Below are 13,714 nucleotides of genomic sequence, written 5' to 3' on the forward strand. Positions count from 1 at the left end.
CAAGATTTTAGATCTACAAATTAAAATTGCACAGTAATGATAGCAAAGAACTGATGATTATTAAGAACATTTATTTCAAAATAACTAATTTGAAATAAACTTCTGATATCATTTACCAAAGAAAATTAGCCACGGATTTTTACAAACCCTTTTTTTTATTGATTTTTTTTGCTTAAATTTGCATTCTGTTTAGAAAAAACAATCTGGTTTGTGACTTTCTGGGTTTAGTATGAAACTTTTTTTGATAAAAAGATTTTGGTATATAAAAATTCATTATATTTGCACACCGAAAATTTGAATAACAATAAAATAAATAATTTAAATCATGGCAAAGGAAACGTTTAATCGTAACAAACCACACTTGAACATTGGTACTATTGGTCACGTTGACCATGGTAAAACTACACTTACTGCAGCTATTTCTGCTGTATTAGCGAGCAAAGGTCTTGCTGAGAAAAAAGATTTCTCTGCTATTGACTCTGCTCCAGAAGAAAAAGAAAGAGGGATTACTATCAATACTGCTCACATTGAGTACGAAACTGAAAAAAGACACTATGCTCACGTTGACTGTCCAGGTCACGCGGATTACGTAAAGAACATGGTAACTGGTGCTGCTCAGATGGATGGAGCTATCGTAGTATGTGCTGCAACTGACGGACCAATGCCTCAGACTAGAGAGCACATCTTGCTTTGTCGTCAGGTAAACGTACCTAGAATTGTTGTTTTCATGAACAAAGTTGACATGGTAGACGATGCTGAATTATTAGAGCTAGTTGAAATGGAACTTAGAGACTTATTGTCTACTTACGAATTTGACGGAGATAACTCTCCAGTAATTCAAGGTTCTGCATTGGGAGCTCTTACTGCTGCTACTGCTGCTACTCCTGATACTGAAGATAAGTGGTTCAAATCAGTTGAAGAATTGATGGACGCTGTTGATACTTGGATCGAGCAACCACCAAGAGATACTGAAAAGCCATTCTTGATGCCAATCGAAGACGTATTTTCTATTACAGGTAGAGGTACTGTAGCAACTGGTAGAATCGAGGCTGGTGTTATCAACACTGGAGATCCAGTTGATATCGTAGGTATGGGTGATGAGAAATTAACTTCTACTATTACAGGAGTTGAGATGTTCAGAAAAATCCTAGACAGAGGTGAAGCTGGTGATAACGTAGGTCTATTGTTGAGAGGTATTGAAAAAACTGACATCAAGAGAGGTATGGTAATCGCTAAGAAAGATTCTGTTAAGCCACACAAAAAATTCAAAGCTTCTGTTTATATCCTTTCTAAGGAAGAAGGTGGACGTCACACTCCATTCCACAACAAGTACCGTCCTCAGTTCTACGTAAGAACTACTGACGTTACAGGTGAGATCTTCTTACCAGAAGGAGTAGAAATGGTAATGCCTGGTGATAACTTAGAGATCACTGTAGAATTGCTACAACCAATCGCTCTTAACGTAGGTCTTAGATTTGCGATCAGAGAAGGAGGTAGAACAGTAGGTTCTGGTCAGGTTACTGAAATCTTAGAATAATTATCTAAATAATACAAAAGGCTTCCGAAAGGAAACTCTCGGAAGCCTTTTTATCTACGGGCATCGTCCAATGGTAGGATACCGGTCTCCAACACCGTTGATCAGGGTTCGAATCCTTGTGCCCGTGCAAATATAAATTATGAGTTCATTTGTCGATTTTTTAAAAGGTTCTTATAACGAATTCAGACATAAAGTTGAATGGCCAAAATGGTCAGACTTACAGTCTTCTACAATCGTAGTTACTGTTGCTACTGTCATTTTAGCATTATTTACTTTCGGTGTTGATGAATTGTTTTCAAAATCAATCAGCAATATCTTAGGAATACTAATTAACAGCTTCAACTAATAAAAACTATTTTCTAAATAATGAGCGAATTAAAATGGTATGTACTGAAAGCAATTAGCGGACAGGAAAATAAAGTGAAAAACTATATTGAGACAGAAATCAAACGTTTAGGGTTTGAGCAGTATGTTACTCAAGTGGTTATTCCTATGGAAAAGGTGATTCAGCTTAGAAACGGAAAAAAAGTTCCTAAAGAAAGACCTTACTATCCAGGTTACCTAATGGTAGAAGCAGATCTGATGGGGGAAATTCCTCACGTTATCAAAAACATTCCAGGGGTAATTTCTTTCTTAAGTTTAACAAAAGGAGGAGATCCTGTACCGATGAGAAAATCTGAGGTTAACAGAATGCTTGGTAGAATGGATGAACTTTCAGAATTTGCTACTGATGCAGAAGTTCCTTTCATTGTTGGAGAGAATGTAAAAGTAATCGATGGTCCTTTCAACGGATTCAACGGTACAGTAGAAAAAATTCTTGAAGATAAGAAGAAAGTAGAAGTATCTGTTTTGATCTTCGGAAGAAAAACTCCAATGGAGTTAAGCTATATGCAAGTAGAGAAAGTATAACTCATACTTTTATAAAATATAAAAACCGTTCAAATTTTGGACGGTTTTTTTGTTTTAAATGTTTTCATTAACGCTTTCTTGAATATTGTCTTGTTTAAAATAATTTAACTGTTTTTATTTCAGCTTTATTTATTTTTGTCTAAAATTAATACCAGCGAAAATGAAAAGCCTTTATTTTCTAATTACAGTTTTCTGTGTTCAGATGTTTGCTTCACAAAAACTGATTCATCATACTACTAATTATTTTGGACCCAATGCTAATCCTGTTCCGGAATTTACAGATGCATTAATTCCACAAAGTACCACTGTTACAATCAATGGTGATTATTATTTTGGACATGGTGATCAGACTTTATCAAATAATGTGAAGGTTGAAATTCCACTTATCTCTGAGAAAATTTCAGTAAAAGTATGGAAAACTTTAATTGAACATTATTCCGTAACCGATGAAATTGTTGCACGGAGATCAATGCAGAAAAATAATGGTTTTGCAACAGGAGATTTTTATGTGCAGACAAGAATTAAGATTTTATCTGAAGGAAAGAGCAGACCAGCGATGGTTTTGAATTCAACATTAAAGACAGCATCGGGAAATGAATTTAAAAACAGACGTTTTTTTAATACTGCAGGGTATTATTTTGATGTTGAATTGGGTAAATCATTTACGCTTAACAATTCCTTTATAGATGAAGTTCGAGTTGTTTCTGATTTAGGTTTTTTTTCGTGGGATGTACAAACTCCAAACATAAATGTGCAGGATGATGCTGTAATGTACGGATTGAAACTCATTTTAAAACATAAAAATATAAGTTTCGAAAATACATTTTCCGGATATAATGGTTGGATAAAACGAGTTGAAGATTATGGTGACAGACCAATGATTTTTTCTTCCAGATTAAATGTTAACTTGAAAAAGACTTTATGGTTTGTACAGTTTCAGCATGGTATAAAGTATTTTCCTTATGAGCAAATTAGATTAGGAGTACAAATCCCATTGGATAATCTTACACCAAATTTCTTTTCAAAAAATTAATTCGACTTTGATTTTACGTATAAATGCAAGTTTTTAGACTTTTGAAGTATTTCAGTAATCAAAAAAGTATATTTTAAATTTAATTTGGTTATTTCTGAATTTTAATACGTTAAGCATTTGCTAATTCAAAAATATTTCATAATTTTGCAGTCCGAAAAGTAGGTTTACTTTATGTGAGTGCGGTAACCTGCTGAATAATAAATGCTTCCAAACTCATTAATTATTCAAATTTAAAAAACAAAAAATGGCTAAAAAAGTCTTTAAAATGGTAAAACTTCAGGTGAAAGGTGGCGCTGCTAACCCTTCTCCACCAGTAGGTCCAGCTTTGGGTTCTGCAGGTGTGAACATCATGGAGTTTTGTAAGCAATTTAACGGAAGAACCCAAGATAAGCCAGGACAAGTTTTACCTGTAGTAATTACAGTGTACGAAGACAAATCTTTTGAATTCGTAATTAAAACTCCTCCTGCAGCAATCCAATTGATGGATGCGGCTAAGATCAAAGGTGGCTCTGGAGAACCAAACAGAAACAAAGTAGGTGCTGTATCTTGGGCTCAAGTTCAGAAAATCGCTGAAGACAAGATGACTGACCTTAACTGCTTTACAATCGATTCTGCAGTTTCTATGGTTGCAGGTACTGCTAGATCTATGGGATTAAGAGTAACAGGAACTAAACCAACTTTTAACGCTTAATACTTAGAGAAATGGCAAAATTGACTAAAAAGCAAAAGGAAGCTTTAAGCAAAGTAGAAAAAGGAAGAATCTATAACCTTGAAGAAGGTTCTGCTCTTGTAAAAGAGGTGAACACTGCAAAGTTTGATGCTTCTGTAGATATCGCTGTAAGATTGGGTGTAGATCCAAGAAAAGCAAACCAAATGGTAAGAGGTGTTGTATCTCTTCCTCACGGAACTGGTAAAGATGTTAAAGTTTTGGCTTTAGTAACTCCAGATAAAGAAGCTGAAGCTAAAGAAGCTGGGGCTGACTATGTAGGTCTTGACGAATATTTACAAAAAATAAAAGAAGGTTGGACTGACGTTGACGTTATCGTTACTATGCCGGCTGTTATGGGTAAATTAGGACCTTTGGGTAGAGTATTAGGACCAAGAGGTTTGATGCCTAACCCTAAATCAGGTACTGTTACTATGGAAATTGGTAAAGCAGTAACTGAAGTAAAAGCTGGTAAAATTGACTTTAAAGTAGACAAATACGGTATTATCCACGCTGGTATTGGTAAAGTATCTTTCGATGCGGCTAAAATCAAGGAAAATGCTCAGGAATTGATTCAAACTTTGATCAAAATGAAGCCAACTGCAGCTAAAGGAACTTATGTGAAGTCTATCTATTTGTCTTCTACAATGAGTCCTGGTATTGCAATCGATACTAAATCTGTTAACTAATTATAATCCTTAAGACAATGACAAAAGACCAAAAAGTTGTAGCGATACAAGAGATCAAAGATTTGCTTCAGGATGCTAAAGTAGTTTATGTAGCAGATCTAGACGGTTTGAATGCTGCTAAATCTTCTGATTTCAGAAGACAGGCTTTCAAGCAAAACATCAAAGTAAAAGTTGTGAAAAATACACTTTTACAAAAAGCAATGGAACAAATTGACGGAGTAGATTTCTCTGAAATGTTCCAAACTTTCAAAGGTAACTCTGCATTAATGATTGCTGAAACTGCTAACGCTCCAGCAAAATTAATCAAAGACTTTAGAAAGAAAGACGAGAAGCCAGCTTTAAAATCAGCTTTCGTTCAAGAAACTTTCTATGTTGGTGACAACAACCTTGATGCTCTAGTAAGCATTAAGTCTAGAGAAGAAATGATCGGTGAAATCATCGGATTACTTCAGTCTCCAATTCAAAGAGTTGTTTCTGCTCTTCAAAACAAATCTGAAGCTGTAGAAGCTGCAACTGAAGAAGTTGCTGCACCTGCTGCGGAAGAAACTCCAGCTACTGAAACTCCAGAAGCTGCTGCAGAAGGAGAAGCTCCAGCTGCAGAATAATTAGACTCTCAAAAAAATCAATCAATAATCAACAAAAACATTACAACAATGTCAGATTTAAAAAATTTAGCTGAAACGCTAGTAAACTTAACAGTAAAAGACGTAAATGAATTAGCTACTATCCTTAAGGATGAGTACGGAATCGAGCCAGCTGCTGCTGCTGTAGTAGTTGCTGCAGGTGGTGCTGAAGCTGCTGAAGAAAAGACTGAATTCGACGTAATTCTTAAGTCTGCAGGTGCTTCTAAATTAGCTATCGTTAAATTGGTAAAAGATTTAACTGGTGCAGGTCTTAAAGAAGCTAAAGATATCGTAGACGGAGCTCCTTCTGCTATTAAAGAAGGTATCTCTAAAGACGAAGCTGAAGCTCTTAAGAAGCAATTAGAAGAAGCTGGTGCTGAAGTAGAATTGAAGTAATCATTTACTTTCAAAATAAAAGAAGCAGTTACATATTTGTAGCTGCTTTTTTCATGCATTTTATCTTTGAAATATTAAATTTTTAAAAATTTATTTTTTCAACTGATTTTAAGATAAATGACTTTGGATATAATGTTTATTTAGAATACAGTGATTAACTTACACTTAATTGTAATGTTTTGTTGATTTTTTCCTTTAGATGTAATTTGATATAGGTATTAAATCTATTAATTAACAATTAAATAATATTCTCAAATTGAATTTATTGCTTAATTTTGCAGCATAAAAAACTATAGTTGCGTAAAAGCTTACACAATATCAATATCCATGTAAAAAAATTAGACTCAAGATTGGGTTTGAATAGTTTTTGTATTTATATAACATTCATATTTTCTTTTTTCTTTGGTTTTGCATCTGCGCAAGAAGGGATTGGTACCGAAGCTCCCCAAGCGACAATTGTACTTAAACAAGGTGCTACTATTTTTTCTAATGATGACAGTTTTAATAAACAAATTAATTCAGAAAAGATTACCGTAAAAAATGCTATAGTTTCTACAGCTGGAATATTAGAAGGCGGGAAAATTCTAACAGCAAAGCCAAGCAAAACTCAGAAAGTTCAAACTCCTAAAAAAGATTTTAAAAGTGAACTTAAAAAAGCTGAAGAAAATAAAAAGGAAGAAGCTTTAAAGAAAATAAAAAAGGAAATTGCTAATCATAATGATGAAGCAAAGGAGAATTCTTTTAACACCAAAAGATTACTTTTTCCTACATCTGAAGAATTTATTACTTCTACTCATGTGAATAGAGATTATGTAGCACCCAACTATCATAATCATGATTTTTCAAAAATACTTGTTTCGCTTAGTCAATATGTGGTAAAATCTTCGTTAGATTTTTTACATCAAAAAAAATATACATATTATAACAACAGATCTCTAAATTTTTGTTTCTCAGCGGTCTTTTCTACAAGACCTCCACCTTCATTTATTTAATTTCAAACTTAAAAGCTGTTTTTTATATAAATTAAAATAGCTCTTTCTTCTTTTAATTAAATAAACTTTTAAAATGCATACTAAATATAAATCGTTATTTTTTTTTCTACTCTTTGTGACTTTCAATGCACAGGTAGGTATTAATACCACCTCACCAAATTCTACTCTAGACGTTAATGGCACAATTACTTTGAGAAATGAACTCAGAGTTGGAGGTACTAAAACTACTACAGGTAATCCCGGTACTGCGAATCAGATCTTAGTTTCACAAGGTGATAATGTGGCACCGGTTTGGAAAACTTCTAAGCTGGGGTTTTATGAAGTAGATGAGTATAGAATTACTCAGTCTGATGCTAAAATCAATGAAACTGGGATCAACTTTTCAAATACGGTAGTAAGCCCTGTTTATCAAACGAGTGATATTAATGATCCTTTTGCTGGAGCTTCTGGTGCAACACCTAAACCAGCATGGTCTGAGCTTCCTATGAAAGCAAATAGTGCAGCTTCTGCAACAGCTACAACATTTAAAATTGATAATCCGGTAAATAAAGTTGATTTTGTTTTCCAGACTGCAGTTGAAATGTCAAATACCGGTGCAGCTACAGATCAGTTTGTAAGATACGCATGCGGAATATTTATCGACAATCAGCTAAAAGCTGTAAGAGCAGACCAAATAAATGGTGTTGTAGGAAAAGGGCAAAAGAACCAGGCAATTTTTACGCTGAAGTACGTTGTTGAAAATCTACCTGTTAAACCTCTTGTGAATGGTGTTAGACCAACGTATGATGTAAAAGTAGGATGTAGGAGAATTACTTCTAGTAATACTGGATACTTTTTTGCGGTTGGTGCACCTACAACAGATGGAACACAAGTCGTTAATAATTTCATGATGAAATCAATTTTGAAATACGACGTAACTGAGCAGGTTAAAATAATTTACTAAAAAAATCAAATGAATAAATTTAAATTTATATATCTATTTGTGATGTTCGCATTTGTTTCAATGGTGCATTCACAATCTATGGGAATCGATACTGATACCCCCCGCGCAACTCTTGATGTACAAGGAAATTTAAGCGTAAGAAATTTAATACGTGTTACTACGCCAAATGCTGCTCTTTCCACAGATGGGGCTGTTGGAAATTCGGGAACCGTATTAGTTTCAAGAGGACCTAATAATCCTCCTGAATGGAAATTGATTAGAAGACCAAACTTTAACCCATTCTATTATACAATCTTTAATAATGAAGGTGCCGAAACACAAGCTGGTGTAGATTTACCAGGAAGTGGAACTCTTAGTGGAAATGAGATTCATGCCGAAAATCAAACTCTAGCATCTTACACACAGAGTGGTTCAAATACAGTAGGATATGAAATTACGGCTTTGGCTAAGACGTTTCAGATAGATGTTGCGACTAATAATATTGTAGTTCTGTCATTAGAAACTATTGCTCAATCGGGATCTTCTACTGTGAATAACGCTGTAGATTTTTCGTGTGGAATTTTTGTTGATGACCAATTGAAGGGAATACGAGTATATACACTAAGCCAAACAGGGGGTGGATCACCTTTCTATACCTATAATCTTATAGCTACAGCGACGGGATTATCTGCTGGTAATCACACCGCAAAAGTTGCATGTAAAAGAAGAGCAAATATTAATTATACGGGAAGTTTTAGTGTTGGGAAAGCTGTTCCAGGTGCTACCAACCTTAATGATTTTATGGCAAAATCTTCTTTGACGATACAGACTTATGAGAAACCGCCAGCAACAAACTCAATTCCTGTTTATAATTAGAAATACTACAATACATGAAAACAAATATTTTTTTAATAATCTTCGGATTAATATCTTTCCAGTTTTTTGGGCAGACAGGTAATGTGGGTGTTTCTACAACCACACCAAGAAGTACTTTGGATGTTAACGGTTCTATAAATATCAATAATGAAATTAATTTGGGTGGCAGTGATGCTGCTGTAGGAAATTCTGGTACTGTTGGTGACCTATTGGCGGCAAGAGCTGATACTGTTGCCGTTTGGAAAAAATTTGATTTGCCTGCAGGATATCTGGACGGTGTTATCTTAACAGCAAATTACACAAAATCTACAACCGCTGGAGTTATTTTTACGGCGGCAGGTGCTGTTGATCCTTATAATGAAAATATGAGTATAACCGGATGGTCTGTAATTTCAGGGGTTGAAGTACCGGCAGTTAAAGTAACTAAGGCATCTAATATTGTTAATATTTCTGTTCAAACAGTTGCTCAGATTACGGGTAATTCAGGAGTTGGATCTTTTGGATGTGGAATCTTCGTTAATAATCAATTAAAATTGGTGCGAACAAATAACGTAGCGGGAACATCCGGATCTTACAGGATTTTGAATTTTAATGCTTCGTTACGTAATCTAGCATTGACAAACAATCAGCCAACAACATATAATGTGAAATTTGCTTGTATTTCGCGTAATCTTCCAAATGGTAATACACTTCATATAGGTATTAATCAAGCTTCATCTCCCACTTTAAATGCTCAAATGGCGGGAACTTCGCTTTCGGTTCAGGTGCTTGAGCCTATTCAATAAAGTTTTTTCAAATAAATGATATAACCACTTCATTATGAAGTGGTTTTTTGTTGCGTAAGAAAATTAAATTTTGTAAATTTGCAGTCTCTTTTGGCGCTAAAAATTAAACATAACACGGTAAAATATTGAAAACCAGCTCTTTCATTAATTTGAAAGGGTCTTCTGTGTTTTTACTGTGATTGCGGTTTTTCGTCGTTAGATAAAAATAAAAATATTTTGCATTACACTGTGAAAAGATATACCAGTGTTGCAGTTAGAAATTAGATTTTAGAAACTAGATTTTAGAAAGAAGACTCATTCTGATAGCGCCAAACATCAAATGTCTTTTTTCTTAAGCTCTTTTATCTACCAGTCTTTTTCTGATATTTTTGAATAAAAACAAAATATTTTTTAACCCTTTCTTAAAAGTTTTATGAGTAAAACAACATCAACAACTAGGGGAGTTGAGAGAATTAATTTCTCTTCGGCTAAAGGAAAAATCATTACTCCGGATTTCTTAGATATCCAGTTAGAGTCATTTAAAGATTTTTTCCAGCTAGACACACTTCCTGAGGACAGAAAGAAAGAAGGTTTGCACAAAACCTTCCAAGAAAACTTTCCAATTACCGATTCTAGAAACCAATTTGTATTGGAATTCTTAGATTATTTGGTAGATTCTCCACGTTATTCAATCAATGAATGTGTGGAAAGAGGTTTAACGTATTCAGTTCCTCTAAAAGCGAGACTTAAATTGTATTGTACAGACCCTGAACATGAAGATTTTCAGACCGTTGTACAAGATGTATATTTAGGTCCGGTTCCTTACATGACAGACAGTGGTTCTTTCATTATCAACGGAGCAGAGCGTGTTATTGTAACTCAGCTACACAGATCTCCGGGTGTGTTCTTCGGACAGACTTACCACGCAAACGGAACAAAATTGTATTATTCAAGAATTATCCCTTTCAAAGGATCTTGGATGGAATTTACTACCGATATCAACAGTGTAATGTACGCGTATATCGACCGTAAGAAAAAATTACCTTTAACAACATTATTAAGAGCGATCGGTTTTGAATCTGATAAAGATATTCTTCAGATTTTCGACCTTGCTGAAGAAGTGAAAGTTTCTAAAGCTGCCCTTAAAAAAGTAGAAGGAAGAACATTGGCTGCGAGAGTATTGAACACTTGGTTTGAAGATTTCGTAGACGAAGATACTGGTGAGGTTGTTTCTATAGAAAGAAACGAAATCATCTTAGATAGAGAAACTATTCTTGAAAAAGAACATTTAGATCTTATTTTGGATGCTGGTGTGAAATCTATCTTGATTCACAAAGAAAATTCAAACGAATTCTCTATCATCCAGAATACTTTACAAAAAGACCCTACCAACTCTGAAAAAGAAGCGGTAGAATATATTTACCGTCAGTTAAGAAATGCAGATCCACCAGATGAGGAAACTGCAAGAGGAATTATCGAAAAATTATTCTTCTCTGAGCAAAGATATTCATTAGGTGAAGTAGGACGTTACAGACTAAACAAAAAGTTAGGTCTTAATATCCCGACTACAACTGAGGTTCTTACAAAAGAAGATATCATTGCGATTGTAAGACACTTGATCGAATTGGTAAACTCTAAAGCTGAGGTTGATGATATCGACCACTTATCAAACAGAAGGATTAAAACTGTTGGTGAGCAATTAGCAGGACAGTTCGGTGTAGGTCTTTCTAGAATTGCAAGAACTATTAAGGAGAGAATGAACGTTAGAGATAACGAAATCTTTACTCCTCTTGACCTTGTTAATGCTAAAACTTTAACATCAGTTATTAACTCATTCTTTGGTACCAACCAGCTTTCTCAGTTTATGGACCAAACCAACCCATTGTCAGAAATCACGCACAAGCGTAGACTTTCTGCACTAGGACCTGGTGGTTTATCAAGAGAAAGAGCAGGCTTCGAGGTACGTGACGTTCACCATACTCACTATGGTAGAATTTGTCCTATCGAAACTCCTGAAGGACCAAACATTGGTTTGATTTCATCTTTAGGTATTTATGCTAAAATCAATACTTTAGGTTTCATCGAAACTCCATATAGAAAAGTTAATGAAGGTACTGTAGATTTACATGCAGATCCTATTTACTTAAATGCGGAAGACGAAGAAGATAAAGTAATTGCTCAGGCAAACGTTGAGCTGAATGACAATGGTACATTTATCACAGACAGAATTATTGCTCGTCTAGATGGTGATTACCCTGTAGTAGAGCCTTCTGAAGTTAATTTGATCGACGTTGCACCAAACCAGATTTCTGGTATTTCAGCTTCATTAATTCCATTCTTGGAGCATGATGATGCGAACCGTGCATTGATGGGATCAAACATGATGCGTCAGGCAGTTCCTTTGTTGAAGCCACAAGCTCCAATCGTAGGTACAGGTCTGGAACAACAAGTTGCAAAAGATTCTAGAATCTTGATTAATGCTGAAGGTAACGGTACTGTAGAGTACGTTGATGCTGATAAGATCACTATTAAATATGAAAGAAGCGAAGACGAAGATTTAGTGTCATTCGAATCTGCTACTAAAACATATAACCTTACGAAGTTTAGAAAAACTAACCAGAGTACAACAATTACCCTAAGACCAAACGTAAGAGTAGGTGAAACAGTGGTAAAAGGACAAGTACTTTGCGACGGTTATGCTACTGAAAAAGGAGAATTGGCTCTTGGTAGAAACTTAGTAGTTGCGTTCATGCCTTGGAAGGGTTATAACTTTGAGGATGCGATCGTAATTAACGAAAAAGTTGTACGTGAAGACTGGTTTACTTCAATCCACGTAGATGAGTATTCTCTTGAAGTTCGTGATACCAAATTAGGTATGGAAGAATTGACAGCAGATATTCCTAACGTTTCTGAAGAAGCTACTAAAGATCTTGATGAGAACGGTATGATCAGAATCGGTGCTGAAGTGAAGCCTGGTGATATCATGATCGGTAAGATTACTCCAAAAGGTGAATCTGACCCTACTCCTGAAGAAAAACTTCTTAGAGCAATCTTTGGTGACAAAGCTGGTGATGTAAAAGATGCTTCATTAAAAGCAGATTCTTCATTAAGAGGTGTTGTTATCAACAAGAAATTGTTCTCTAGAAATATTAAAGATAAAAAGAAAAGAACTGAAGAAAAGCTTAAACTTGAAGAGATTGAAAACACTTACAAGGCTAAGTTTGACGAGTTAAGAAATAGTTTAATTGAAAAATTAAATACTCTTGTTAGCGGTAAAACTTCTCAGGGAGTTACCAACGACTTAGATGAAGAAATCATCGGTAAGGGTATGAAATTTACTCATAAATTATTAACATCAGTTGAAGATTACGTTAACGTAAGCGGTGCAGATTGGACTGTTGACAACGATAAGAATGAATTGATCAAACAATTAATTCACAACTATAAAATCAAATTCAACGATATTCAAGGGGTTAAAAACCGTGAGAAATTCGCAATTTCTATCGGAGATGAGCTTCCAGCAGGTATCATGAAGTTGGCTAAAGTTTATATCGCTAAAAAACGTAAACTAAACGTTGGAGATAAAATGGCAGGTCGTCACGGTAACAAAGGTATCGTTTCGAGAATCGTTCGTGAAGAAGATATGCCATTCCTGGAAGACGGAACACCAGTAGATATCGTATTGAATCCACTTGGGGTACCTTCTCGTATGAACATCGGTCAGATCTACGAAACCGTTCTTGGATGGGCAGGTAGAAAATTAGGATTGAAGTTCGCTACGCCAATCTTTGACGGAGCAAGTCTTGATCAGATTACTGAGTACACAGAGAAAGCAGGAGTTCCTAAGTTCGGTCACACTCACCTTTATGATGGAGGTACCGGAGAAAGATTTACTCAGGCTGCAACTGTTGGTATCATCTATATGTTGAAACTTGGACACATGGTAGATGACAAAATGCACGCACGTTCTATCGGGCCTTACTCATTGATTACTCAGCAACCATTAGGAGGTAAAGCTCAGTTTGGTGGACAGAGATTCGGAGAGATGGAGGTTTGGGCTCTTGAAGCATTTGGAGCATCAAATATCTTGAGAGAGATCCTTACTGTGAAGTCAGATGACGTGATTGGTAGAGCAAAAACTTATGAAGCGATTGCAAAAGGTGAAGCAATGCCTGAACCAGGTATTCCTGAATCTTTCAACGTATTACTTCACGAGTTACAAGGTCTTGGATTAGACGTAAGACTAGAGGAATAATTTTAAATTTTA

At 35.2% G+C, this 13,714-nt stretch carries 13 protein-coding genes and 1 tRNA gene; all 14 read left to right on the forward strand.

Annotated elements, in window-relative coordinates; genetic code table 11:
* Positions 1 to 325 precede the first annotated feature (325 nt).
* The 14 genes from tuf to rpoB all read left to right on the forward strand — a co-directional run bounded on the left by tuf (position 326) and on the right by rpoB (position 13,702).
* The gene (gene tuf, locus OEW74_RS12490) at positions 326 to 1,537 is read left to right on the forward strand and encodes an elongation factor Tu (RefSeq protein WP_102980872.1); all 1,212 of its coding nucleotides are present in this window, start codon (positions 326 to 328) and stop codon (positions 1,535 to 1,537) included.
* Positions 1,538 to 1,593: 56 nt separating this feature from the next.
* Positions 1,594 to 1,664, forward strand: a tRNA-Trp gene (locus OEW74_RS12495).
* 12 nt (positions 1,665 to 1,676) lie between these two features.
* A complete protein-coding gene (secE, locus tag OEW74_RS12500) occupies positions 1,677 to 1,883 on the forward strand; it encodes a preprotein translocase subunit SecE (RefSeq protein WP_066678600.1) in 207 nt (68 codons plus the stop codon).
* Positions 1,884 to 1,903: 20 nt separating this feature from the next.
* Positions 1,904 to 2,446, forward strand: a complete 543-nt coding sequence (gene nusG / locus OEW74_RS12505) for a transcription termination/antitermination protein NusG (RefSeq protein WP_074232001.1) — start codon at positions 1,904 to 1,906, stop codon at positions 2,444 to 2,446.
* A 160-nt stretch (positions 2,447 to 2,606) separates the two neighbouring features.
* Positions 2,607 to 3,479, forward strand: coding sequence for a hypothetical protein (locus tag OEW74_RS12510; protein ID WP_265428792.1), 873 nt, complete (start codon positions 2,607 to 2,609; stop codon positions 3,477 to 3,479).
* A 244-nt stretch (positions 3,480 to 3,723) separates the two neighbouring features.
* Positions 3,724 to 4,170: a 50S ribosomal protein L11 gene (gene rplK, locus OEW74_RS12515; protein WP_265428793.1), complete on the forward strand. Its 447-nt coding sequence runs from the start codon at positions 3,724 to 3,726 to the stop codon at positions 4,168 to 4,170.
* Positions 4,171 to 4,181: 11 nt separating this feature from the next.
* Positions 4,182 to 4,874 carry a 50S ribosomal protein L1 gene (rplA, locus tag OEW74_RS12520; RefSeq protein ID WP_265428794.1) on the forward strand — a complete coding sequence of 231 codons (693 nt, stop codon included), beginning with the start codon at positions 4,182 to 4,184 and terminating at the stop codon, positions 4,872 to 4,874.
* 17 nt (positions 4,875 to 4,891) lie between these two features.
* Positions 4,892 to 5,479, forward strand: a complete 588-nt coding sequence (gene rplJ, locus OEW74_RS12525) for a 50S ribosomal protein L10 (RefSeq protein WP_265428795.1) — start codon at positions 4,892 to 4,894, stop codon at positions 5,477 to 5,479.
* A 48-nt stretch (positions 5,480 to 5,527) separates the two neighbouring features.
* Positions 5,528 to 5,893, forward strand: a complete 366-nt coding sequence (rplL, locus tag OEW74_RS12530) for a 50S ribosomal protein L7/L12 (RefSeq protein ID WP_074231997.1) — start codon at positions 5,528 to 5,530, stop codon at positions 5,891 to 5,893.
* Positions 5,894 to 6,189: 296 nt separating this feature from the next.
* The gene (locus OEW74_RS12535; protein ID WP_265428796.1) at positions 6,190 to 6,885 is read left to right on the forward strand and encodes a hypothetical protein; all 696 of its coding nucleotides are present in this window, start codon (positions 6,190 to 6,192) and stop codon (positions 6,883 to 6,885) included.
* 73 nt (positions 6,886 to 6,958) lie between these two features.
* On the forward strand, positions 6,959 to 7,828 hold the full coding sequence (locus OEW74_RS12540; RefSeq protein ID WP_265428797.1) for a hypothetical protein: 870 nt from the start codon (positions 6,959 to 6,961) through the stop codon (positions 7,826 to 7,828).
* 9 nt (positions 7,829 to 7,837) lie between these two features.
* The gene (locus OEW74_RS12545; RefSeq protein WP_265428798.1) at positions 7,838 to 8,683 is read left to right on the forward strand and encodes a hypothetical protein; all 846 of its coding nucleotides are present in this window, start codon (positions 7,838 to 7,840) and stop codon (positions 8,681 to 8,683) included.
* Between the two features lie 14 nt (positions 8,684 to 8,697).
* Complete coding sequence (locus tag OEW74_RS12550; protein WP_265428799.1) at positions 8,698 to 9,468, forward strand: hypothetical protein; 771 nt, start codon at positions 8,698 to 8,700, stop codon at positions 9,466 to 9,468.
* 412 nt (positions 9,469 to 9,880) lie between these two features.
* The gene (gene rpoB / locus OEW74_RS12555) at positions 9,881 to 13,702 is read left to right on the forward strand and encodes a DNA-directed RNA polymerase subunit beta (protein ID WP_265428800.1); all 3,822 of its coding nucleotides are present in this window, start codon (positions 9,881 to 9,883) and stop codon (positions 13,700 to 13,702) included.
* Positions 13,703 to 13,714 lie beyond the last annotated feature (12 nt).

It is taken from the genome of Chryseobacterium sp. YIM B08800, from assembly GCF_026163565.1.
Taxonomy (GTDB): Bacteria; Bacteroidota; Bacteroidia; order Flavobacteriales; family Weeksellaceae; genus Chryseobacterium.